The 23409-nt window shown below is 61.7% G+C and carries 26 protein-coding genes; 14 read left to right on the top strand and 12 right to left on the bottom strand.

Annotation, left to right across the window (positions count from 1 at the left end; translation table 11 throughout):
• Positions 1–200: 200 nt before the first annotated feature.
• The 11 genes from ABGT79_RS06165 to ABGT79_RS06215 all read left to right on the top strand — a co-directional run bounded on the left by ABGT79_RS06165 (position 201) and on the right by ABGT79_RS06215 (position 11160).
• A complete protein-coding gene (locus ABGT79_RS06165) occupies positions 201–437 on the top strand; it encodes a KH domain-containing protein (protein WP_346665462.1) in 237 nt (78 codons plus the stop codon).
• Complete coding sequence (gene rimM / locus ABGT79_RS06170) at positions 437–1042, top strand: ribosome maturation factor RimM (RefSeq protein ID WP_346665463.1); 606 nt, start codon at positions 437–439, stop codon at positions 1040–1042. Before ABGT79_RS06165 ends, rimM begins: the two co-directional genes overlap by 1 nt.
• Before the next feature lie 6 nt (positions 1043–1048).
• Positions 1049–2365 carry a tRNA (guanosine(37)-N1)-methyltransferase TrmD gene (trmD, locus tag ABGT79_RS06175; protein ID WP_294484153.1) on the top strand — a complete coding sequence of 439 codons (1317 nt, stop codon included), beginning with the start codon at positions 1049–1051 and terminating at the stop codon, positions 2363–2365.
• A 29-nt stretch (positions 2366–2394) separates the two neighbouring features.
• Complete coding sequence (gene rplS, locus ABGT79_RS06180) at positions 2395–2742, top strand: 50S ribosomal protein L19 (protein WP_346665464.1); 348 nt, start codon at positions 2395–2397, stop codon at positions 2740–2742.
• 286 nt (positions 2743–3028) lie between these two features.
• Positions 3029–3691, top strand: a complete 663-nt coding sequence (locus ABGT79_RS06185) for a ribonuclease HII (protein ID WP_346666656.1) — start codon at positions 3029–3031, stop codon at positions 3689–3691.
• A complete protein-coding gene (locus tag ABGT79_RS06190; RefSeq protein WP_346665465.1) occupies positions 3685–4152 on the top strand; it encodes a YraN family protein in 468 nt (155 codons plus the stop codon). The genes ABGT79_RS06185 and ABGT79_RS06190 overlap by 7 nt, the downstream gene beginning before the upstream one ends.
• On the top strand, positions 4079–4927 hold the full coding sequence (gene rsmI, locus ABGT79_RS06195; RefSeq protein ID WP_346665466.1) for a 16S rRNA (cytidine(1402)-2'-O)-methyltransferase: 849 nt from the start codon (positions 4079–4081) through the stop codon (positions 4925–4927). Before ABGT79_RS06190 ends, rsmI begins: the two co-directional genes overlap by 74 nt.
• A 201-nt stretch (positions 4928–5128) precedes the next feature.
• Complete coding sequence (locus tag ABGT79_RS06200) at positions 5129–5803, top strand: Crp/Fnr family transcriptional regulator (protein WP_346665467.1); 675 nt, start codon at positions 5129–5131, stop codon at positions 5801–5803.
• Positions 5804–6235: 432 nt separating this feature from the next.
• Positions 6236–7864: an FAD-dependent oxidoreductase gene (locus tag ABGT79_RS06205; protein WP_346665468.1), complete on the top strand. Its 1629-nt coding sequence runs from the start codon at positions 6236–6238 to the stop codon at positions 7862–7864.
• Complete coding sequence (locus ABGT79_RS06210) at positions 7861–9591, top strand: FAD-binding protein (RefSeq protein ID WP_346665469.1); 1731 nt, start codon at positions 7861–7863, stop codon at positions 9589–9591. Before ABGT79_RS06205 ends, ABGT79_RS06210 begins: the two co-directional genes overlap by 4 nt.
• Positions 9592–9774: 183 nt before the next feature.
• Complete coding sequence (locus ABGT79_RS06215) at positions 9775–11160, top strand: SLC13 family permease (RefSeq protein ID WP_346665470.1); 1386 nt, start codon at positions 9775–9777, stop codon at positions 11158–11160.
• Between the two features lie 15 nt (positions 11161–11175).
• On the opposite strand, the gene ABGT79_RS06220 is transcribed toward ABGT79_RS06215, so the two are convergent.
• Positions 11176–11463 (bottom strand): hypothetical protein, encoded by a 288-nt coding sequence (locus ABGT79_RS06220; RefSeq protein ID WP_346665471.1) that lies wholly within the window; start codon positions 11461–11463, stop codon positions 11176–11178.
• On the opposite strand from ABGT79_RS06220, the gene smpB reads away from it, so the two are divergent.
• Positions 11444–11893 carry an SsrA-binding protein SmpB gene (gene smpB / locus ABGT79_RS06225; RefSeq protein ID WP_346665472.1) on the top strand — a complete coding sequence of 150 codons (450 nt, stop codon included), beginning with the start codon at positions 11444–11446 and terminating at the stop codon, positions 11891–11893. The two genes, ABGT79_RS06220 and smpB, sit on opposite strands and share 20 nt — an antisense overlap.
• Positions 11894–12084: 191 nt before the next feature.
• Here the strand turns inward: smpB and ABGT79_RS06230 are convergent, their stop codons facing one another.
• Complete coding sequence (locus ABGT79_RS06230; protein WP_346665473.1) at positions 12085–13263, bottom strand: iron-containing alcohol dehydrogenase; 1179 nt, start codon at positions 13261–13263, stop codon at positions 12085–12087.
• Here ABGT79_RS06230 and ABGT79_RS06235 point away from each other — a divergent pair.
• Entirely contained in the window at positions 13244–13597 is a 354-nt protein-coding gene (locus tag ABGT79_RS06235) for a hypothetical protein (protein ID WP_346665474.1), read from the top strand. The genes ABGT79_RS06230 and ABGT79_RS06235 overlap by 20 nt on opposite strands.
• A gap of 294 nt (positions 13598–13891) precedes the next feature.
• Here the strand turns inward: ABGT79_RS06235 and lpxA are convergent, their stop codons facing one another.
• The 9 genes from lpxA to ABGT79_RS06280 all read right to left on the bottom strand — a co-directional run bounded on the left by lpxA (position 13892) and on the right by ABGT79_RS06280 (position 20021).
• Positions 13892–14707 (bottom strand): acyl-ACP--UDP-N-acetylglucosamine O-acyltransferase, encoded by an 816-nt coding sequence (gene lpxA / locus ABGT79_RS06240; RefSeq protein WP_346665475.1) that lies wholly within the window; start codon positions 14705–14707, stop codon positions 13892–13894.
• 1 nt (position 14708) lies between these two features.
• Positions 14709–15173 (bottom strand): 3-hydroxyacyl-ACP dehydratase FabZ, encoded by a 465-nt coding sequence (fabZ, locus tag ABGT79_RS06245; protein ID WP_294484177.1) that lies wholly within the window; start codon positions 15171–15173, stop codon positions 14709–14711.
• A 128-nt stretch (positions 15174–15301) separates the two neighbouring features.
• Positions 15302–16408 carry a UDP-3-O-(3-hydroxymyristoyl)glucosamine N-acyltransferase gene (gene lpxD, locus ABGT79_RS06250; protein ID WP_346665476.1) on the bottom strand — a complete coding sequence of 369 codons (1107 nt, stop codon included), beginning with the start codon at positions 16406–16408 and terminating at the stop codon, positions 15302–15304.
• Between the two features lie 14 nt (positions 16409–16422).
• Positions 16423–16980, bottom strand: a complete 558-nt coding sequence (locus tag ABGT79_RS06255; RefSeq protein WP_346665477.1) for an OmpH family outer membrane protein — start codon at positions 16978–16980, stop codon at positions 16423–16425.
• A 106-nt stretch (positions 16981–17086) separates the two neighbouring features.
• Positions 17087–17650: a homoserine kinase gene (gene thrB, locus ABGT79_RS06260; RefSeq protein WP_346665478.1), complete on the bottom strand. Its 564-nt coding sequence runs from the start codon at positions 17648–17650 to the stop codon at positions 17087–17089.
• A 153-nt stretch (positions 17651–17803) separates the two neighbouring features.
• Complete coding sequence (locus ABGT79_RS06265; RefSeq protein WP_346665479.1) at positions 17804–18679, bottom strand: DMT family transporter; 876 nt, start codon at positions 18677–18679, stop codon at positions 17804–17806.
• 269 nt (positions 18680–18948) lie between these two features.
• Positions 18949–19341 (bottom strand): 30S ribosomal protein S9, encoded by a 393-nt coding sequence (gene rpsI / locus ABGT79_RS06270; RefSeq protein WP_294484183.1) that lies wholly within the window; start codon positions 19339–19341, stop codon positions 18949–18951.
• A 10-nt stretch (positions 19342–19351) separates the two neighbouring features.
• Positions 19352–19786: a 50S ribosomal protein L13 gene (rplM, locus tag ABGT79_RS06275; protein ID WP_294484185.1), complete on the bottom strand. Its 435-nt coding sequence runs from the start codon at positions 19784–19786 to the stop codon at positions 19352–19354.
• A gap of 61 nt (positions 19787–19847) precedes the next feature.
• Positions 19848–20021 carry a hypothetical protein gene (locus tag ABGT79_RS06280; RefSeq protein WP_346665480.1) on the bottom strand — a complete coding sequence of 58 codons (174 nt, stop codon included), beginning with the start codon at positions 20019–20021 and terminating at the stop codon, positions 19848–19850.
• A gap of 32 nt (positions 20022–20053) precedes the next feature.
• On the opposite strand from ABGT79_RS06280, the gene ABGT79_RS06285 reads away from it, so the two are divergent.
• Entirely contained in the window at positions 20054–21304 is a 1251-nt protein-coding gene (locus ABGT79_RS06285) for an HD domain-containing protein (RefSeq protein ID WP_346665481.1), read from the top strand.
• A gap of 414 nt (positions 21305–21718) precedes the next feature.
• On the opposite strand, the gene ABGT79_RS06290 is transcribed toward ABGT79_RS06285, so the two are convergent.
• Positions 21719–23116: a Na+/H+ antiporter NhaC family protein gene (locus tag ABGT79_RS06290; RefSeq protein WP_346665482.1), complete on the bottom strand. Its 1398-nt coding sequence runs from the start codon at positions 23114–23116 to the stop codon at positions 21719–21721.
• Positions 23117–23409 lie beyond the last annotated feature (293 nt).

Genomic DNA, 23409 nt, shown 5'->3' on the forward strand with positions numbered 1-23409 from the left:
GGGACTGTTTCAAAACCTGCCGAAAGTCTAGCAGAAACGCCTGCGCCCGTCCCGCCCTTTTCCGGCCCGGGGCTTCCGGGCTCCGCCCGGCCTGCGCGACGGCCCCTTCCCTTCATTGACGGGCGACGGAAGGGAATGATACTCTGAAAAAAATTTCGCGTTTTCTCCTCATGCTCCGGGAAAACGCGCGGAGAGCATACATGCAGCATAAAGAACTTGTGGAATTCATCGCCAAGTCGCTGGTGGACAACCCCGCTCAGGTGACCGTGCGCGAAACCGAAGGCGAACAGGCCTCCACGCTGGAACTTTCCGTGGCCAGAGACGACCTCGGCAAGATCATCGGCAAGCAGGGCCGCACGGCCCGCGCCATCCGCACCCTTCTGGGCGCGGTTTCCGCCAAAACCAAAAAGCGCGTCGTGTTGGAAATTCTCGAATAATGCCTGCTTCTTCTCTCGTAGTTCTGGGGCGACTCGCCAAGCCCCACGGCGTCAAGGGCGACATCCGCGTGGATTACTACGCCGATTCCGCGGACCTTCTGGACAAGCCCCTCATGCTGCGCGCCGGACGCTTCGCTCCGCGCCCCATCCGCGTGCGCGACTGGCACCTGTGGAAGGATCAGCTCATTCTCGGCATCGAGGGCTGCAACGACCGCTCCGCCGCCGAACAGCTGCGCGGTCAGGAACTGCTCATCGACGCCTCCTTCCTGCCGGAACCCGAAGAGGACGAGCCCTATCTGCGCGACCTCATCGGTCTTTCCGTGCGCCTTGAAGACGGCACGACTGTGGGCGAACTGGAAGACGTGGATTTCCCCGCCGGTCAGGAAATGTGGGTCATCCGCGCGCCGGAAGAGAGCGGCGGCTACGAAATTCTTTTCCCCGCCGTGCCTGAATTCGTGCGCGACATCGATCTTTCCGCGGGCACGGCCACCATCGCCCCGCCGGAAGGCCTGCTCGACCTGTACCGCGAAGGCGCAGCCTCGCTTGCTCCCGACGACGGGCAGGACGAACAGGACGCGGAAGAAGGCTCCGCCCGCAAGGCATAATCCGTCATGCGCTACAATCTCGTCACTCTTTTCCCCGAGTGGTTCGACTCGCCCCTTTCCAGCGGTCTCATGGAAAAGGCGCGCGAGGCGGGCATTGTGGAATTTTCCTTTGCCAACCCGCGCGACAAGTCCACGGACCGGCATCACTCCGTGGACGACCGCCCCTACGGCGGCGGCCCGGGCATGGTGCTCATGCTCGATCCGCTGGTGCGCACGCTGCGCGAACTGGCCCCCTGCAACGGCAGAAAGGGAAGACTCATCGCCCTCACTCCGGCCGGACGCCCCTTCACGCAGGACTTTGCCCGCGAGCTCGCCAAAGAAGAGGAAATCACCCTCGTGTGCGGCCGCTACGAAGGCTTCGACGCCCGCCTCTTCGATCTTCTTCCCGTGGAACCCGTGTGCGTGGGCGAAGCCGTGCTCAACGGCGGCGAAGCCGCGGCGCTCGCCGTCATCGAGGCCACGGCCAGACTCCAGCCCGGCTTCATGGGCAAGGACGAATCCGGCGACGAGGAGAGCTTCAGCAACGGCCTTCTGGAATATCCGCAGTACACGCGGCCGGACGAATTCGAGGGCCTTCGCGTGCCCGAAGTGCTTGAAGGCGGCAATCACGCGCTCATCGCCGCGTGGCGGCGCGAACAGTCGGTGCTCGCCACGGCAAAGCACCGTCCGGATCTGCTCGATCACGCCGTGCTCACCCATCACGACAGGGAGGTTCTGCGTGCCGCGCCCCGTTTCCGTCCGGGAAAAAACCTGCATGTGGCCCTGCTGCATCACCCCGTGCGATTAAAAGATCGGAAAACGGGCACAACCTCTTTGACAAACCTCGACATTCACGATATAGCACGAATTTCCCGCACCTATGGGATCAGTGGATTCTTCGTGGTCACGCCGCTGGAGGATCAGCGCAGACTCTTGGCAACACTGCTCTCTCATTGGACGGAAGGGCCGGGGCTGTCGTTCAATCCCGACAGAGCCGAAGCCCTTCGACTGGTCAGGCCCGAGGAATCTCTGGAAAGCGCGATTGCGACGTTGACAACCGATCGCGGCCTGCCGCCCTTTGTGGTCGGCACCAGTGCCCAGCCTGTCCTAGATAAAAAACACCGGGAACGCCGGCCCGCGACCACGTTCGACGACGTGCGGCGCAGGCTTGCGGACAGGCCCGTGCTCCTGCTTCTGGGAACCGGGCATGGCATTGCGCCTGAGGTGTTGGAGCAATGCGACGCCATCCTGCCGCCGCTGCGCTGGATGGACGAGTACAATCATCTTCCCGTGCGCGCCGCCGCCGCCATCCTTTTGGACAGGCTGCTCGGCGATCGGGGATAAACACCATTTTCCTCAAGGAGAGTCCCCCTATGGATATCATCAAGCAGATTGAACGCGAACACATGCGTATGGACATTCCGTCCTTCAAGCCCGGCGACGCCGTCAAGGTGTACCTGCGCATCGTCGAAGGCGAAAAGGAACGCATCCAGATGTTCCAGGGCAACGTGATCCGTATTCAGCGCGGCACCACCGGCGCCACCTTCACCGTCCGCAAGATTTCCGACGGCGTGGGCGTGGAACGCATTCTTCCCATGCACTCCCCCTTCATCGACCACATCGAAGTGGTGACCGAAGGCCGCGTGCGTCGTTCCCGTCTGTACTACCTGCGCGAACTGCGCGGCAAGGCTGCCCGCATCAAGCCCCGCAACCGCTACTAAGATTCCGGTCCGGCGCTGCCCGGGCCCTTCTTTCGAGCAGACAAATCCCCTTCCGGTTCTCCGGCGGGGGATTTTGTCTATCGGGCGACCGGCGTTTCCCGCTCGATGAAAAAATGCGGCGCTCCTTGCCGGACGCCGTTCGATTTTCAGCGCATTCCCGCTTTTTTTTTGCCGAAAAAATCCGTATCTTCGGCACACCGCCGCAGAAGCCCGTGTTCTGCGATCCATTTTCTTTTTCAGGTGAATCATGGCCAGACCCCGCAAAAAAGCCGTTATTGAACAGGGCATGCTCTTCAGCGCCCCGGATGCCCGGCAACTGCTCACCGCCGGGACCGACGAAGCCGGAAGAGGCTGCCTTGCCGGGCCCGTGGTGGCCGGCGCCGTCATTTTCGCCGACGGCTTCGACCTCATGGGACTGGACGATTCCAAAGTGCTCAAGGCCGAAGAACGCGACCGACTCGCCGGAGAAATCCGCAGTCTTGCCGTGGGCTGGGGCATAGGACTCGCCTGGATGAACGAAATTTCGCGCATCAACATTCTTCAGGCCTCGCTCATGGCCATGACCCGCGCCGTGGCCGCCATGCGTGTGCGCATGCGCGCCAAAGGAGAAAACGTGCCCGCGCGCCTGCTCATCGACGGCACGCAGATCATTCCGCCGCTCTACTTCCGTCAGTTCGGCATTCCGCTGCCCGAACAGGAAGCCGTGGTGGACGGCGACGCCAAGGTGCCTTCCATTTCCGCGGCGTCCGTGCTGGCGAAGACCTTCCGCGACGAGCTCATGACCAGATTCGACGCGCGCTGGCCGGAATACGGCTTTGCAAGGCACAAGGGCTACGGCACCAAGGAGCACAAGGAAGCCCTGAAAAAATACGGCCCCTGCCCCCTGCATCGCCTCGATTTTCGGGGCGTGCTGCCGCCGAAAGTGCAGGAGCAGGGCTGGCTGTGCTGAATCCCTTCCGCAGACATCAGGGCGAAAGCGCCCCCGACAAGGCTCCCCGTCAAAAGGCGGACACCGGCGCAGTCGGGGAAAATTGCGCCGCAGCAATGCTCGGCGGCATGGGCTGGCGCATTCTGGCCCGCAACTGGCGCAGCGGTCATCTGGAGCTCGACATTGTGGCGCAGGAAGGCGACACGCTCGTGTTCGTGGAAGTGAAAACACGCGATGCAGACGGCATGCAGCGCCCCTACGAAGCGCTTACTGCCGTCAAAAAAGAACGGCTGCTGCGCGCCGCGCAGGCGTGGCTTGCCGAACACGACGCCTGGAACAGGCCCTGCCGCTTCGACCTCGTGTGCGTGGCGGCCCGGTCGGGAACCTACCAAACGGAGCTGATACGAAATGTCATCGAATTCGCAGATATCGGAACCCGGCACGCTGTGGGTGGTGGGAACGCCTCTTGGCAACCCTGGTGATCTTTCTCCCCGGGCCCGGGCCTGCCTCGAAGCGGCGGATCTGGTGCTCGCCGAAGACACCAAGCGCGAAGGCCTCGCCTGTGCCCGCTGGGGCGTCGCCGTGCGCCGCTTCATCAGCTATCACGACCACAACGAAAAGGAAAAGGCGGCCTCCGTGCTGGAGCTTCTGCGCGAAGGGAAAAACATCGCGCTCATTTCCGACGCGGGCATGCCCGTCATGGCCGATCCCGGCTACGTGGTCATCCGCGCCTGCCGCGAAGCCGGACTGCCGGTTTCCGTCATTCCCGGGCCGTGCGCTCCGGTCACGGCGCTGGCCGGTTCCGGCATTCCGCCGCAGCCCTTCGTGTTCTTCGGCTTTCTGCCGCGCAAGCGCTCCGATCAGGAAAACACGCTCTCGCCCTACGCCACTATTCCGGCCACGCTGGTTTTCTTCGAGCGCAAGGACAGGCTTGAAGAAACCCTGAAAAACGCCCTGGCCCTGCTCGGCCCGCGCGAAGTGTGCGTGGCCCGCGAACTCACCAAGACGCACGAGGAATATCTGCGCTTCCGCCTCGAAGCTCTGCCCGATCTTTCGGGCATTCTCGGCGAAGTGACCGTGGTCGTCGGCCCGCCCGAAGGCAACGCCCGCAGCAGCCGGGAAGACATTCTCTCGCTCATCCGCGAAGAGCTTCCGCTCGGCGGCGCGCCCCGCGCCGTGGCCCGCCGCGTGCAGTCCCGCGCCCGGGGCTGGACCACCGGCGAAATCTACGCGCTCATTTCCGGCATGAAAAACTGACGCTCCGAACGTTGAAGCGCGCCTTGCGGGATCTGCGCCGATGTGGCACTCTTGAAGAGCAAGCATCATGCCGCAATGTTTCCGCTTTTGCGTCGCGCCTTTGCCGGGCCCGCGGCAGAATGCGGCGCAAAAAAAAACGCTGCCCACGACCGCGCAGCCGCCACGAGAAAAGGCGGACGCGGCCGAATCCGGGAGAAAGTCATGTCCAGCCATGCTTCCGCATCCAGTCTTCGCACCCGCATTCCCGCCCGGGCCTGGACGGACATGCTGCACCTTGCCGTGCGTCAGGTCTGTCCGGCCGGCTATCCGCTCATTCTCGAAGGCGACGCCCTCACCGACTTCTACTACATCGAAAAAGGACGCCTTCTCATCTCCTACGCCTCCCAGAACGGACGAGAGCGTTCCATCATCGGCCTTGAGGCGGGCAATCTCTTCAACGTGTCCACGGCGCTGACCGGCTTCGACAATCCGGATTCGCAGTACCTCTGCAAGGAGGAAACCGTGCTCTGGCGCTTTCCCGGCAGGCTGCTGCTCTCCCCGGACTTCGTGTGCAAGTGCCCGGAGCTCATCATTGAAATCATGCAGTCGCTGGCGAGAAAGAACCTTCAAATGCACGAAACCCTCTCCTACACCGGACCGGACGCCGCCCTCGTGCAGACTGCCCGCTGGATGCTGCGCGCCGCCGAAAGCCGCGCGTCGGAAAGTTTCCGCCCCGGCGTCACGCAGCAGGAACTCGCCGACAGGCTCGGCATCCATCGGGCCACGCTGGTTCGCTGCATTCACACGCTCAAGGAGCGCGGCATCATCAGCCGCTTCACCCGAAACGCGCTCGTCGTCACGGACATGAACGCCCTGCGGGATCTGGCTGAACAGTAACCGCCAGTCAGGAGCTCCGCCGCGCCCCGTGCACGGAAAATTTTCGCACAAGCGGAAGAATGATAAAAATAACAAATAAAATAAACAGGATATTTTTAAAAAATCGTGTTTCTGCGCTGCCGAAAAAGCGCTTTTTCCCTCCCGCAGCCTTAAAAAATTTCATTTTTCTCAAAAAAACTCATGCTCATGGCGCAGATGCGCCATTTTTTTCCCGCGTCATGTGAAAAATAACATTTAACAAATCAGTCAGGAAAAGCTTTTCCCTCCACGCGGCGCGACGTCTGCAGCGTCGGCCGCACCGCTCCCTGCCGGTTCGGCAGGGCGGCGTTTGTTCCCGAGAGCTCCCCGTCTTCCGACGTCGAAGCCCGAAGAACTGTGTTGCGCGAGCGCCTGCAAAGGCCGGTTCGCGCTTTCAGACAGGAGGATTTTTCCTTGATACGACACATCGACTCCGAAAAATGCACCGGCTGCGGTCAGTGCTTCAAGTCGTGCAGTCTCGACGTGTTCCGGCTGGACACCCGGCAGACGGAACTCTCTCCCTGCATGGCCGCCTGCCCCGCAGGCACGGACATACGCACATACAATCATCTGCTTCAGCAGAACCGCCTTGAAGAGGCGCTGGAAGTGCTCAAAAAGGGCACGCCCTTCCCGGCGCTCACCGGCCGCGTGTGCTTCCATCCCTGCGAAAGCAAGTGCACCCGCGCTTCCATGGACGAAAGCGTGAACATCAACGCGCTGGAACAGTTCCTCGGCGATCTCGACCTTCAGGAGCTGCCCTCCAGACCCGCCGTGCGTCACCTCTCCCGCGCGGCCGTGGTGGGCTCCGGCCCGGCCGGACTTGCCGCCGCCTGGTATCTGGCTCTTGAAGGCTGGCCCGTCACCGTGTTCGAGGCGCTGCCCAAGCCCGGCGGCATGCTGCGCTACGGCATTCCCGCCTATCGCCTGCCCGACAGCGTCATCGACGCCCACATCCGCAAGCTCGAAGCTCTGGGCGTGGAATTCTGCTGCAATACGCGCATCGGCGAAGGCTGCAATCTCAATCTGGCCGATCTGCACGATCTCGGCTACCGCGCCGTGCTTCTCGCTCCGGGCCTCAGCGCCGGCAAGAAGCTTCCGCTTGAAGGCATGGAGCTCGAGGGCGTATTCACCGGCGTGGAATTCCTGCGCGATCTGCGCACGGGCAACGCGCCTGCCGCCGGACGCCGCGTGTGCGTGGTCGGCGGCGGCAACGTGGCCATCGACGCGGCCATCAGCGCCAAAATGCTCGGCGCGGAAGAAGTTCACATGTGCTGCCTCGAAGACCGCGAACACATGCCCGCCTTTGAACACAACATCAAGGACGCACTCGAACGCGGCGTGACGCTGCATCCCACTCTCGGCCCGGCCCGCATCGAAGGCAAGAACGGAAAGGCCTGCGCCGTGGAATTTCATGTGTGCACGTCGCTGTTCAACGCCGAAGGCAAGTTCTCTCCCGTGCTCGACGAAACGCAGACCGTGCGCATAGAGGCCGACCAGATCATCTTCGCCATCGGCCAGACCGGCGACTTTGCCGACATCGCCTCCGGCGTGGACATGCGCGGCCCGCGCATTCTCGTTTCCGGCTCTTCCATGCGCACCAGCCGCGAGGCCGTGTTCGCCGCGGGCGACGCCGTCACCGGCCCCGCCTCGGTCATTCAGGCCATCGTGGGCGGCCGCGACGCGGCCCACGCCATGAGCCGCGCCCTGAACGGCCTGCTGGTGGAAGACGAAACGCCCGCCTCCCGCCCCGTGGTGGAACACATGCCCATAGACAAACTGCCCCATCTGCCCCGCAACGAACGCAGGGCGAACATGAACGGAGGCCTGTTCGACGAAGCCGTTGCTGGCTTCGATCAGCTCGACGCCCAGGCCGAGGCCATGCGCTGCCTCACCTGCGGCAGCAAGGCTTCCATCCGTTACGGCGACGACTGCATGACCTGCTTCAGCTGCGAACTGCACTGCCCCGCCGACGCCATCGACGTCCACCCCTTCAAGGAACGTCTTCCCTACACGCTGTACGACGGTGAAGGAGGCCGGATATGAACAAGTACGACTGCACACTTCAGACCGACGTTCTGGTCATAGGCGGCGGCTTCTCGGGAACCTGGGCGGCCATCAAGGCCCGCGAACACGTGAACAACGTGCTCATGGTGGACAAGGGACCCCGCGACTGGGGCGGACTCGGCAGCATGTCCGGCGGCGACATGATCGTCAAGCAGCCCGAGTTTGAAGCTTCGGACCTCGTGGACGAACTTACCTACTACTACGACGGACTGTGCGAACAGGACGTGCTCAAGGAAATTCTGGAGCTCTCCTACGACCGCTTCATGGATCTGGAAAAAATGGGCCACCGCTTCTATCGCGAAGACGGCGTGCTCCAGTCCATTCCCCAGCGCGGTCTGGACAAGATGCGCTACTATTTCTACCACCCCTACGGCAAGGGCGGCAGCCACACCACCGAAGTGCTGAACAAGCGCCTTCAGGAGATGAACGTCAAGCGCATGGGCCGCGTGGAAATCACCCGCCTCATCAAGGACGGCGACCGCGTGGTCGGCGCCGCCGGCTTCCACGGCCAGAGCGGCGCGTCCATTCTCATTCACGCGAAGGCCGTCATTCTGGCCGCGCATTCCGGCGGCTGGAAGGGCTCGTATCTGCTCAACACCTGCGCGGGCGAAGGCAGCCTGCTGGCCTACGAGGCCGGCGCCACCCTGCGCAACATGGAATTCATTGAAAACTGGAACGTGCCCAAGCTCTTCGCCTGGGAAGGTCAGACCGGTCTGCTGCCGCACGGCGCGCGCTTCCTGAACGGCAAGGGCGAAGACTTCATGCGCCGCTACTCTCCCAAGCTGGGCGCCAAGGCCGACCCCCACTACAACGTGCGCGGCATGGCCTTTGAAGTGCTGGCGGGCCGCGGCCCCATCTACTTCGACACCAGCACCCTCAGCGAAAAGGGCATTCGCGACATGACGCCCACCGGCGGCTGGATGAAGCTCAACGACACCAAGCTCAAGGCGCTCGGCATCGACTTCTTCCATCAGACCACGGAATGGATGTCGCAGGTGCTCACCTGCTTCGGCGGCGTGAAGGCCGACAAGCAGGGCTTTACCGGCGTGCCCGGACTCTACGTGGCCGGCAGAGCGCGCAGCGTGACCCCGGGCGTGTACATGGGCGGCTGGGACAGCTGCCTCACCGCCACCACGGGCTGGATTGCCGGTGAAAACGCAGGTCTTAGCGCCGCCTCTCAGAGCGAAACCACCTTCGACGAATCCCTCGCCCTCGACGCCCTGCGCGAAGACACCGCGCCCCTCGGCAGAGAAGGCGTGTCGCCCAAGGACATCGTGCGCAAGATGCAGCGGCTCATGTCGCCCATCGACGTGTGCATCCTCAAGACGCAGGACGGTCTTGCCCGTTCGCTCTCCCGTCTGGAAGCCTTCCGCGACGAAGTCGTGCCCCTGGCCGGAGCCTCGGATCCCCACTATCTGGTCAAGCTCACCGAAGCGCGCGGCATGACCCTGATTACCGAAGCCTTCCTGCGCGCCTCCCTGCTGCGCAAGGAATCGCGCGCGGGCCACTACCGCGCCGACTTCCCCCACAGGGACGACACCCGCGGTCCGGCCTGGATCAACGTGCGCAAGGGCGAACACGGCATGGAAGCAAGCTTCGACTCCGTGCCTCTGGACCGCTACCCGGTCAAGCCCTACCGCTACTACATGGACAACTTCAACTTCCCGGTCTGCGCTTCCGCAACCGTCTCTGAAAAACAGAACTGACGCCGAGCTCCGGTCTGCCGCTTCTCTCCCCGAGCGGCAGGCCGGAGCTCGCGCATCTATCCGCCGCAACGAACACGAACCGGATTTCCGCCGCGACGCGCGTTCAGGCCGCCGGCCTCGCCGACGCGCATTTTTTCGGTTCCTTCACGTGAAATTTATCCTGAACTCTCAAGGAAAATGCCCATGTCCAGAAGCCTTGCCTTGAAATGGCTCTCCGTTCTGCTGGCCGCCTCGCTGTTCTACACTCTGGCTCCGAACGACACCTACGCCAATCTTCCCCTGTATCTCGCTCTGACCGCCGTGGCCGTGGTCATCTGGGTCTTCGATCTGCTGCCCGCCGTGTTCGTGTCCGCGGCGCTCACCTTCGCCTATCTGATCACCAATCTCGCCACGCCGGAAGTCGTGTTCAGTCCCTGGACCACCGTGCTCATCTGGACCACCTTCGGCGCCGCCATCTTCGGCGAGGCCATGGATCAGACCGGTCTGGCCAAGCGCGTGGCCCTGCGCTGCATGCTTCTCACGGGCGGCACCTTCCGGGGCATGCTCATAGGCTTCGGCGTGGGCGGCATCATTCTCGGTCTGCTGCTGGCTTCCGGCTTTGCCCGCACCGTCATTTTCTGCGCCATCGGCATGGGCATCATTCAGGCGCTGGAACTGGACACCAAGTCCCGCATGTCCTCGCTCATCATGCTGGGCTGCTTCTTCGCCTCCTCCGCCCCCACCATGCAGTTTCTGCACACGTCGGAATCCTTCATCTGGGCGTTCCAGATTCTGCTCAAGGCCATCGGCGAACATGTGGACTTCTGGGAATACCTCTCCCACATGGGCCTCAACAACCTGCTGTACATCGTGCTGTGCTTCGTGGCCCTGTACCTCACCCGCGGCTCCACCAGAATGCCTGATGAAACCACCCTCAAACAGGTGCTCAAAAAGCGCATGGAAGAACTCGGACCCATGAGCACCGCGGAAAAGCGCCTTCTCGTTCTGGCGCTCATCAGCGTGCTCGGCTTCATGCTCGAACCCTTCACCGGGCTCAACGCCGTCTGGATTCTCTGCCTCGCCGCCCTGCTCTGCTACATGCCCGGCATGGGCATTCTGAATGTGAACACCTTCAACAATCTGAACATCATGTTCCTGGTCTTCGTGGCGGGCTGCATGGCCATTGGAGCCGTGGCCGGCGTGGTCGACGCCAACAAGTGGGCCGTGGCCTCCATCATGCCCTATCTGCAGGGCCTGCCGCCCACCATCAGCGTGGTGTGCTCCTACGTGGCCGGCACGGTGGCCAACTTCCTGCTCACGCCCTTTGCCGCCACCGTGGCCTTCACGCCCGCCTTCGGCGAACTCGGCGTGCAGATGGGAGTCAACCCGCTGCCTCTGTTCTACGCCTTCCAGCTCGGCCTCGACCAGTACTTCTTCCCCTATGAAGGCGTCATGTTCCTCTACCTGTTCACCACGGGCTGCGTCACCCTCCGGCACATTCTGCCCGCGCTCGGTCTGCGCACCCTGCTTGCCGGCGTGCTGCTCGTCGTGGTCTGGATTCCGTACTGGAACTATATAGGACTCATGTAAACCTGTGATCCCATCTCAGGCGATCCGGACACTCTCCCGCGTCTTCCCCATCGCCTGAGCTGCGGCATGCCGGACGATCTCTTTCTCGACAATTCGTCCGCCGCGCCGCCCGAAGGCCGCTCTTCTCCGCACGGCCTCCGGGCGGCGTTTTTCGTCCATCTTGCAGGAAAAAGGCTTGTATGGTACTTCCCCCTGTGAAATCCTTGGAAAAACCCGCCTCCCTCCCAGCTCTTCCTTTTTCTTGAGGCCGCCGTTTTCCGATCTTCCCTTCAGGAGCATCCCCATGGCCGACACGCCGCGCATCGACAACCGCAAAGCCCGTCAGTACTACGAATTTCTTGAATTTTTTGAAGCGGGCATCGTTCTTACCGGGCCGGAGGTAAAAAGCATCCGGGCCGGGCAGGTCAGCTTCGGCGACAGTTTCGTCGAGTGCCGCGAGGGCGAAGCCTTTGTCGTGGGCATGCGCATTGCTCCCTACGATCGCGGCGGCTACGTGCTGCAGGATCCCGACCGCGACAAAAAGCTCCTGCTTCATCACCGCGAAATTCATCTGCTCACCACTCGCATCGAGCAGAAGGGTCTCACCGTGGTTCCCACAAAAATCTACTTCAAGCAGGGCAAGGTCAAAATGGAAATTGCCCTCGCCCGGGGCCGCAAGCTGCACGATCAGCGCGAAGAGCTCAAACGCCGCGCCGAGTCCCGCGACATGGAACGCGAACTCGCGCGCCGCTAGGCATCCGCACACAACTGCAAACGGGGGAAGAGGCAAAAGCCTCTTCCCCCGTTTTTTCAACGCCGGCCGTCCCCGGCCGCGCTCAAGTCTCAACCATTGCGCCCGCCAGCGCCGCACAAACACGACGGATGAGCCGCCTCCGCACACGAGACTTCGGCGGAACTTGCCGCACGGACGCGCCTTCCGGCCTTCTACATGGCCATATGATAGATATTTATCAGATCGTCCACACCCAGCGGACGAATCACGCCCACCGGGCCGCCTATGCCGCGATGGCATTTTTCAGCCATGTCTCGGATCTGTTCTTCCGTGGGATGCACGCCGAGCTCCGAAAGCGACGTGGGCATGTGAATGGCCCGGAAAAAATTCTCCATGGCTGCAATGCCCTTTTCCGCCATTTCCTCATGGGTTCCGGCGCCGCTCACCCCCATGACCATATGCGCAAAACGGGCAAAGCGCGCCGCGTCCGCAGGATACGCATACCGGGCCCAGCTTCCCCACACAGCCGCCAGTCCCGCCCCGTGAGACACGTCGAACAGGCCGCTCACTTCATGCTCTATCTTGTGGGACGCCCAGTCGCCGCCGTCCGTTCCGCAGCCCGTCAGGCCGTTGTGCGACAGACTGCCCGCCCACATGACCTCGGCGCGCGCGTCGTAGTTCGAGGGATCGTCCCGGAGAATGAGCGCATTCTTCATCACCGTCTTGAGCAGCGCTTCGGCAATGCCGTCGGTAATCTCCATGCCGCCGCTGCGGTGAAAATACCGCTCCATGGTATGCATGAGAATGTCCACGCAGCCCGAGGCCGTCTGCCAGGGCGAAAGCGTGAGCGTAAGCTCGGGATTCATCACGGCAAAGCGCGGACGGGAATATTCGCTGGAATAGCCCCTCTTTATCCAGCCCTCCTCGCGGGTCACCACGCAGGAAGAACTCATTTCGCTGCCCGCGGCGGCGATGGTCAGCACCGCGCCGATGGGAGCGCAGGCGGTGGCCTTGCGCTTCTTGTCAAAGAAGTCCCACACCTCGCCTTCGTTGGCCAGGCCGTAGCCTATGGCCTTGGCCGAATCAATGACGCTGCCGCCGCCCACGGCCAGAATGAAATCCACGCCCTCGCGGCGGCCGAGCGCAATGCCCTCATGAATCTTGGAAAGACGCGGATTCGGCACCACTCCGCCGAGCTCCACCCAGCTGACGCCCGCCTCCTTCAAAGAATCGCGAATGCGCCCCAGAAGCCCGGAACGCTCCGCGCTGCCGCCGCCGAAGTGAATCAGCACGCGGCTGCCGCCGTATTCACGCACCAGTCCGCCGACTTCCTTTTCCGCGCCTCTGCCGAAAACCACCCTGGTAGGGGTATTGAACACAAAATTATTCACCCTGTTCTCCTTGCCGCGCGGAAAAACTCCGGCGCGAGTCCTGCCCATTGTGACACTGCGCCGCGTGTTGAGCAAGCAGGCGCTCAAGCGCGCCATGCCGAACCTTTCCGGCTTCCCCCTTCCCGATTTCCGCCGGTCAGACATCCACGAAAAGCTCAAAAACGGAGCACGACCGCTGCAAAGCTCCGGCAAACGCCCGAACATCCGGGGCACACGCGCCCTCCGACAACCGGTCACTGCAAAGCCGCCACAACGCCGTCTCAGCAGCCCCGCACACACGGCACAAGGCGACGGGCTCCGCTTCCACACGCCCGGACATCTCGCCCGAACATGATTTCTGCGCCTCCAGCGCCCGCCGCGCCATTCTTCCTTCCGCCTTCAGGGAAAACCCGCCGCTCGCCTTTCGAGAACGCCCGGGGACGCACACGCCGCAATCTTCCGCCCCCGTTCCGGGCCAGCGCCGTCCCCGTTCATGCCGCGCCCTCAAGGCCAAGGCTGCCCCTCATGCCGCCCCCCGTACCGAGAACTGCTCTTCTCTGCCGGACGCACAAAAAAAGGCCGTCTGCAAAGACGACCTTTTTTGAAAACACATCGGCGTTCCGCAGCAGAGGCGGAACGTTGTCCTGGCTCAGGCAAGATCCATGATCTTCTTGCGCTCGTCGCCGGGCAGAATGCCCCGCTTGCTTTCCCGCACGAAGTGAATGAAGCCCATGATCTCCGGCAGATGCCCGTATTCGGCCTCCAGCTGCATGAGCGCGTCCGGACGGGGAATGCCGGAATACCACGTCATGCGGTAGGCCTGCTTGAACGCGGAAAGCAGCTCCATGGACGCCTTGGCGCGGCGCAGGCCCACGATGTTGGGCGACTGCACCGTGGCCCGGTTGCCCACGGCCAGCATCCACGGAGGAAGATCCTGCGCGAGGCCGGACATGCCGCCCACGAAGGCGTGCGTGCCCACGCGCACGAACTGATGCACCGCAGACAGGCCGCCGATGATGGCGTTGTCGTCCACGAAGCAGTGTCCGGCGAGGGTGGCGTTGTTGGACATGACCACGTTGTTCATCACCGTGCAGTCGTGCGCCACATGAACGTAGGCCATGAGCAGATTGTTGTCGCCCACGCGGGTAATGCCGCCGCCCGATTCCGTGCCGCGGTGGAGCGTGGTGAACTCGCGGATGTTGTTCCTGTTGCCGATGACAAGCTGACTCTTTTCGCCGTGGAATTTCAGATCCTGGGGTTCTCCGCCCACGGCGGCGTAGGAATAGACGTGGTTGTCTTCTCCCATGGTGGTATAGCGCTTGATGGAGGCAAAGGCGTCGATGCGGGTGCGCGCGCCTATGACGACGTCGTCTTCAATGACGGCGCACGGGCCGATGACGACGTCTTCGCCTATCTGAGCCGTAGGTGCGACAAACGCGGTCGGATGGATCTGAGGGGCTGCCATATCAGAACGACTCCCTGGGAAGAACGGATGCGGTAAGTCTGGCTTCGGCAACGATGTTGCCGTCCACATACGCCTTGGTATCCATTTTCCAGAGCTGCATTCTGTGCGTCAGGTTGGTGCATTCCATGACCAGCTTGTCGCCGGGGCGGACGGGCGAACGAAAACGCGCCTTCTCGATGCCGGTGAACAGATAAATCTGATCGGGATGCTCCTTGAACTCAGGGAAGCTGTGCGCCACGAGGAGAACCCCCGTCTGCGCCATGGCCTCGATGATGAGCACGCCGGGCATAACCGGAACGCCGGGGAAATGTCCCTGGAAGAACGGTTCGTTGAAGGTAAGGTTCTTATACGCGCGAATGTGATCGCCGGGCACCAGCTCGTCCACGCGATCCACCAGAAGGAAGGGATAGCGATGGGGCAGGATGCTCAGGATCTCCTTGATGCCGAGGGAAATGGACTCGCTCATGGTGTTGTTGCCTTTTAACGGTTTATAGTGACGGCGTTGCCGCTTCCGACGTTTTCTTCGCGAGATACGAACGAAGAGGCGCGGAAACGACAACCGGCGGCAGGGCCAGCCCCGCCGCCGGGGCCGGATCAACGATGATGCATCATGGACATCCAGCGATTCCACATGGCCACCAGGGAGCGGTCCGTCTTGTCGCTGGCCATGGGCTTGTGGCCCATTTCCTTTTCGAGCCTGGCCACGCGCTTGAACAGCTCAGGAAGCTTGGGCATGAGCGTTGCGTTGCGCAGGTAGGTATTATAGTCCATGGTGGGGGAGCCGCCGACGACCTGCCCTTCGGAAATGTTCTTGGCAACGCCGGCCTGCGGCCCGATGGTTGAATTGCTGCCGATGTGCAGATGTCCGGAAATGCCGGCCTGCCCGGCCATGGTCACGTTGTCGCCCACGTGCGTGGAGCCCGAAATGCCCACCTGCGAAACGATGAGGCAATCCTTGCCGATATGCACGTTGTGGCCCACCATGACCAGATTGTCGATGCAGGTGCCGTTGTCGATGAGCGTGGCGCTGAGCGCAGCGCGGTCGATGGTGGTGTTGGCGCCCACTTCCACATGATCGCCGAGTTCCACATGACCTATCTGCGGCACCTTGCGGATTCCTTCCGCAGTGCGCACGAAGCCGAAGCCCTCGCCGCCTATCACGACGCCGGGCTGCAGCACGCACGCCCTGCCGAGTTTGGTTCCGGCCATGAGCACCGCACGGGGATACAGAATGCATCCCTCACCCAGCTCGCAATCCTCTCCGATGTAGCAGCCGGGAAAGAGCACGCATCCTTTGCCGATTTTGGTGCGGGGGCCGATGTAACAGAACGGATAGACGGTGCAATCCTCGCCAAGCTCGGCCTCCGGATGAATGCAGGCCATATGGCTCACGCCCGTGAAGCTGCCCTGCGGCTTGACGAACAGCGTCAGCGCCTGCGCAAACATGGGATAGGGATTATCCGTCACAAGCGCGCGGGCGACGTCGCTCTCATGTTCGGGCCGCACGATGACGGCCCCGGCTTTTGTGGTGGCCAGCTGTGAAACATACTTGGGGTTGGCCAGAAAGCTCAGCTCCGTAGGGCCGGCTTCTTCCAGCGTGTTGATCCCGGTAATGACGATGTCGTCGTCAGGCTCCTTGAGAGCCAGTCTCACACCGAGCTTTTCTGCAATTTCGGAAAGCTTGAACGAAGGATTGGGCATTCATGGCTCCTTTGTTACTTCACGGAGCTGAGATTGAACTTGCCGCCCTTGGACTTCCAGACCTTGTTGACTTCCTCGATCAGGCCGCTCGTCACGTCGTTGGCCTGAACGTAGAACATGACCACGGAAGCGTCCACGATCATGTCGTAGCCGTTCTTCTTGGCGTAGTTTTCGCAGGCGGTGCGCATCACTTCATTCATCTGGGAATTGATGGCCTGCTGCACGCGGGAAAGGCGCTGGGTGTAGGCGGTGCCTTTGGTTTCCAGTTCCTGGGCCAGCTTCTGAATCTTCTGGGCGCGTTCGTTGCGGGCCTTTTCAGAAAGCGCGGCGGCCTGCTTGCGCAGATCTTCGGCCTGCTTGCTGAGGTCTTCATTCTGCTTTTCAAGCTGCTGACGTTCCTTGCCAAACATGGAGGTCAGCTGCTTTTCAGCTTCCTTGCCGGGATCGCTCTGAGCGGAAAGGCGCAAAGGATTGGCCACGCCTATCTTGCCGGCGGCTTCAGCCTGGGAAGGCAGCACAACGGCGGAGCAGAAAAAGGCCACAACCAGCGCAATAACAGTGCGACGAAGCATAGTCAGACTCCTTAAAAGGAAAAATTAGCATAATCAACGTGCCGAAACAAGCGGCACAGACAACGGGTAAGAGTACCCTTGAGGGCGTCACGGCGTCAAGAATGATTTAAGCGTACCAGCGCGCAATCATTTCCAGAGCGCGGCGCGCGCTCTCTGCGGGAGAAACCCCGGCCGAGCTCACCACAAAGGAGGCATAACGGCGATACAGAGCTTCGCGCTCAAGAAAGAGATCTTCCACGGTCTGCCCTGGAGCGATGGCCAGCCCGCGATCGGGATTGCGGGCGATGCGCTCAAGAACCACGTTCATGGGCGCTTCAAGATAGATCACGGGCCCCAGGGAGGCCAGGTGTTCCATGGTGGAGGCGCGATACACCACGCTGCCCCCCGTGGCGATGACCGTGCGGCACAGCCGCAGACGTCCCACGATTTCGGCTTCGACGTTGATGAAGTCTTCCTTGCTCATGGCGTCGGCCACGGTCTGGAGAGACGCGGCGAACGCCGCTTCGATGACGTGGTCGCAGTCCACGAAGGCCCAGTCAAGCGAACGCGCCACAAGGCGGCCCACCGTGGTTTTGCCCGCTCCGGCCATGCCTATGAGCGTGATGCAGCCGTTTTCAGGAATGGAAGGCAGAGACGATGTGTTTTTCTGCTCGGACGAAGGTTCCGTCATAATGATGTTCCGGGCGAAAGCCTGTTTTTGCAGCGCAATATCGCGCTGTTTTTCACCTTGGCTATACGCCGCGCGCGCCAGGATTGCAAATGCGAATGCGCGCCGTCCGAAAAAGGCCGAGGAAAGCCGGAGGATTACGCCCGAAACAAAAGGTCAGCTCTTCTTTTCCGTGGAGGAAATGACCACGCCGGAAAGCGCAAGGGCCACGCAGAGCACCTGCGGAACGTTGAGTCTTTCGCCGAGAAGAACGTAGGCGAAAATCAGGGTGAACATGGGAATGAGATTGCCGAACAGCGACACGATGCCCGCTTCCAGATGCTTGAGCGAAAGATTGAGCAGCATATAGGCCAGGATTCCCACGCCGATGCCCATGTACAGCAGACCGCCGAGCGCGGGCAGCGTGACGTTCTGCGGCAGCGACGAGGTGAGCAGAAACGGCGAGAATGCAATGGCGCCGCCGATGGCCTGAATGGCGGAAATGCTGAGGAAGGAATAACGGCGGGCGATGAAGCGCGCGCACACCGCGTAACCGGTGGAGGAAAGCACGGCGCCGAACATGAGCAGGTTGCCGAGCAGAGGATTGGAGGCCTTGGCGTCGCCTTCGGCAAAGTACGAGGAGCCGGCCACGCCGATCACGGCCAGAACAATGGCGAGCACGGTGCGCTTCGTAAGCTTTTCCTTCAGGAAGAGCCACGCCGCCACCGCCGTGCATAGCGGAAAGCACGCCGCGATGACGCCGCCCTGCGAGGCCGTGGTGTACTTCATGGAAAACGTCTCGCACAAGAAAAACAGGCACGGCTCGAACATGACCAGGAGCAGCAGATATTTCCAGTCGCCCTTTTCATAGGGCATGTGCCGCCACTTGGGAAAAAGCGCAAGATAGAACAGCGCGGCAAAGGCCACTCGGGCATAAACCACATGCAGAACCGTGAAGGACTCGAACGCGTACTTCATGGCGATCATGCCGCCGCCCCACAGCGCGTAGCAGACCACAAGCAGCAGCATGACCATTCTGGGCGAGAACACCATGACAAACCTCCTGATGGAACTTCTTCCATCATACGGCGTTCCCGGAATAATTCTGACGCATGTGCGGCATTTTTCGCACTTCGGGCCTGCGCGCCGTGAAAAGAGCATGCGCGGCGCGCCCTGTCTTCAAGTCTGTCGGAACATTTGCCCATCCCCGCATCGACTTTTGCCGGGGGAGACTTCGCCGGGCGCCCTTTTCCGGCAGGCGAGGAGCAAAAAAAAGAGCCCGCCGAAAAACGACGGGCTCCCACATGGCGAGAATCGGAAGATTAACGCTTGGAGTACTGGTAACGGGCGCGGGCAGCAGCAAGACCGTACTTCTTACGTTCCTTCTTACGGGCATCGCGGGTCAGCAGGCCGGCATGCTTCAGGGTGCCGCGCAGGGCGGGATCGGCCTGGAGCAGAGCACGGGAAATGCCGAGGCGCACGGCTTCGGCCTGACCGGAAATGCCGCCGCCGCACACGTTGACCTTGATGTCGTACTGTTCGGCGAGCTTGGTGAGGGCAAGAGGCTGACGGACGATCATCTGCAGGGTCTTGCGGGGGAAATACTGATCCATGGGACGGCCGTTGATTTCAATCTGGCCGGAACCGGGATAAAGACGGGTACGGGCAATAGCGGTCTTGCGGCGGCCGGTGCCGTAATCAAAAGTGCTGGACATGGCTGGACTCCTACTTCTCAAAAGTCAGCGGCTTGGGGGCCTGAGCGGCGTGAGGATGTTCGGCGCCGGCGTAAATCTTCAGTTTCTTCAGCATGGCGCGGCCAAGACGGTTCTTGGGCAGCATGCCGCGAACGGCCTTGCGGAGCACTTCTTCAGGCTTGGAGGCAAGCAGCTTTTCGAGGCTGATTTCCTTGAGGCCGCCAACCCAGCCGGAGTGGCTGTAGTAGAGCTTGTCGTGCATCTTGGTGCCGGTCACGCGAATCTTTTCGCAGTTGATCACAACGATGAAATCGCCGTTGTCCATGTGAGGAGCGAATTCAGGCTTGTGCTTGCCGCGCAGACGATGAGCGATCTGAGCGGCGAGACGGCCAAGGATCTGATCTTCGGCGTCAACCAGATACCACTGACGGTCGATGTCGGCCGGGGTCGGGCTGAAAGTTTTCATGAAAATATCTCCTGTCCCGCGCAGAGCGGAACCGCATGAGTGTGCCGTTGAAGAGGCGTAGTCACAAAAAGGCTTCCCGCCAGAAGCCGGAAGCACATTCCTCGTTACACTGTTCCTTTTTCAAGGGAAACCGGAGCCATTCCGCCCGCAACGGGGAGCCGGCGAAACGCGCCTTGGGAGCGGCTACCAGACCGCCGTTCCCTTGCCAGAACGTTTGAAACAAGGTATCTGCCATAAAATGAAAGTTTAAGCAAGTGAGGAATGGCCATGCGGAGCATCAGAAAAAGCCTTCTCCAGTTCATTTTCTCGGGAGCCAGCATGCGGCGGTGGAACGACAAGCTGCGTCCCGTGGAACTTTTCGAGCTGGACAAGCAGGCGCACAAGATGATCGCAGCCTTTCTTCTCTGGCAGCAGAACACCGCCGGCATGAGCGACGAAGAGCAGCGCCGCATCGGCATCGACATCATTGAAGGCGGCATTTTCGACTATTTCTACAGGCTCATCATCACCGACATCAAGCCGCCGGTGTTCTACCGCATCAAGGCCAACAGCGAACACTACCGCGAGCTCACCGCCTGGACGCTCAAAGAACTCGAACCCCGCATCCGCCCGCTGGACGAAGACTTCTGGCAGCGCCTCACGGCCTATCATTCCCGCCCGGCGGAAGAGAGCAACGCCCTGAGCGACCGCATCCTCAGCGCAGCCCACATGTACGCCTCCCGCTGGGAATTCTGCCTCATCGAACCGCTGAACGGCTTCGACGAGGAAATCAAGGAAATAGGCCCGTCGTTCAACAAGCGCCTGCTCGCGCTCAAGGACGTGGACGGCGTCAACGAACTGCTCGCCGGTTCGGGCACCGCGCTCGCCCGCATGGCCAATCTCTGCGGGCAGCTCCGCTTCCAGATCCGCTGGGCCCAGACGCCGCGCGTGCCCGCCACCTCGGTGCTGGGGCACATGTTCATCGTGGCCGTGTATTCCTATCTGTTCAGCCTCTACCTCGACGGCTGCCCCCAGCGCCGCATCAACGATTTCTACTGCGGCCTGTTCCACGATCTCGCCGAACTGCTCACCCGCGACATCATCACGCCGGTCAAGCGCTCCGTGGCCCAGCTGCCGGAAATCATCCATCAGTACGAAGACGAGGAACTGCACAGCAAGATTCTCGATCCGCTGGAACAGGAAGGCTACGGACACATCCGGGAACGCCTCGACTACTACCTCGGCCTGACCACCAAGTCGGAATTCCACGACACCTTCCGCACCGATCAGGGCATTCAGAAGGCGGACGGTTTCGCCGATCTCCAGGCCCGCTGCAACGACGACCGCTTCGATCCCAAGGACGGCCAGCTCATCAAGGCCTGCGACAATCTGGCCGCTTTCATCGAGGCCTACAGCTCCATCCACAACGGCCTCGGATCTCCCCATCTCTACGAGGCCATGGCCCGCATGCGCCGCGACATCAGCGCCATCCGCCTCGGCTCCTTCAGTCTGGCTCCGCTGCTGGCCGACTTCGACTAGCCTCCGGCCTCTTCGCATCCTCTTCGTTCCGCCTTCGCCTGCCCGAAGGAGACCTTCCGACAATCCTCCCTTCCGCCGGATCAGCGCAGCGCCTCAGCCGGCGACGCGGCTTCTCGCAGCCGCACTCTCCTCCGCCCCGATCTCTGCAAAGCCCTGCGCACGGACGACGCGGCGCGTCATCCGCAGGCGTCCACTCTCCGCGCCCATCAACGCCCAATGACGGCCTGCGCACAGCGCGGACGTGTTCCGCTCCTTTCCCCCGCGCTTCAGAAAAAACACCCCGAAAGAAAACTTTCGGGGTGCCAGGGTACTCCGTGCAGGAGGTTACGGAGTAATGTTTTCCACCGGCGGCAAATGCGCCGGATGGTCGCTTTTTAAGGCGGAGTCCAAAGACTCCGCCCTGCGTGCCGAACGCTACGCGGCCTCGCTTTGTTCGCCCATGTCGTACTTGCGGTTCCAGCCGGTGACGGCGGAGAAGATCAGCACGAGGAGCAGAGCCCAGGAATACGGGTTGTAAAGCGCGGCGCTGATGCCGGGCGCGGGAATGCCGTAGCCTTCGGCCGCACTGTAGAGCGCGCCGTACCAGGCCGCCACGGCGATGTGCCAGGGCAGCGTGAAGAATAAGCTGCACACGGCGCAGTCCATGAGGTTGGCGCGACGGGCGGCCGCGAGCTTGAACTTTTCGCCGATGGGACGCACCAGCGTGGGACCGACAAGCAGTTCGGCCGGGGCGTTGGCGGAAATCGGAATGGATGCCAGCACCGTGACGCCGACAATGAACAGTTCCGCCTGACGCACGGAGGAAACCAGCGTGCTGTGGGCGAAGTCGAGGATGCGGCGCATGATGCCGCTTTCCACGAGGATCTGCGTGACCGCCAGAATCAGAATGGCGAAAATGATGGCGCCGACCACGCTGTCCACGCCGTCCTGAATGAGGCCGGTGGACGCGCCGCTCTTGGCCGGAACGCTGAAGATGGCGCCGAGAGGAATGTTGCCGATGAGCACGCCGATGACGGCCGCCGTCACGTTGCCGTAAATAAGCGATTCGATGATGTGGCGTCCCGCCAGGGCGGAAACGACCACCACGGCCAGCGCCACCAGCATGAATATGCCGGAAGGATTCAGATTGGCGTGAATTTCAGGCAGCGAGCTCACCTGACCGCCTCCGCCGAAGATCAGGAAGATCACGGCGCTCACGGCCGCGGCGGTAATGGACAGCGGGAAGCGGCTGCGCACCACGTCCTTCATTCTCGCGCCCTGCGTATAGGCGGAAACGATGGTGGTGTCGGAAATGGGAGCCAGGTTGTCGCCGAAGGCCGCGCCGGAAAGAATGGCCAGGCCCAGCATGGCCGGATCGGAGCCGAGAAAATACCCCGCCGGATAAAGCACGGGAGCCAGCGCAATGCAGGTGCCGGTGCTCGTGCCCGTGCCGAGCGCGAAGAGCATGGCCGCAAAGAACACCAGCAGCGTGAAGATGGAGCCCTGCGCGCCCGTAGTCATGCCCATCCAGAGCAGACCGTTGACCAGACCGCCGGCAGCCATGAGCTTGCCGAACACGCCTGCAAACAGCCACGCCGTCACAATGACGATGCCCGTCTTGTCGCTGATGCCGCGCATGGCGGCCTTGCAGTACTCCTCTTTGTTTCTGGCAAAGAACAGGCCCACGCAGAGTGCAAGCCAGGCGCAGGCCCAGAACGGCTTGGTGCCGCCGCGCTCGGCCACGGACAGCCAGACAAGACCGGCCACCAGCACCAGCAGCGGCACCAGTCCGCCGAGGAGCCCGCCATACATGTCGAGTTTCTTTTCCTCCATGCCAATTACTCCTTGTTATGAGTTCCCTCCCAGGGCGAGCTTCAAAATTTAGCTATAAAAATTAAATAATTTTAATATGATCTATGCTTTGTCGATTGTTGACAATGATATCCCGAGAAAAAGGCAAAAGCAAGGGAAAACCCCTGGCTTTTGCCTGAATTATGAAAAAAAACCAATATATTGCTATTTCGACGCGGAGCTTTTGCTCCGATGCCCTGCGGCGCAGCGTATCAGGGCAGGCGTCCCGGCGATGAGCGCTTCATGCGCACTTTCCGGGACGCCTGTCTCCTGCG

Source organism: uncultured Mailhella sp. (genome assembly GCF_963931295.1).
Classification (GTDB): Bacteria; Desulfobacterota; Desulfovibrionia; order Desulfovibrionales; family Desulfovibrionaceae; genus Mailhella.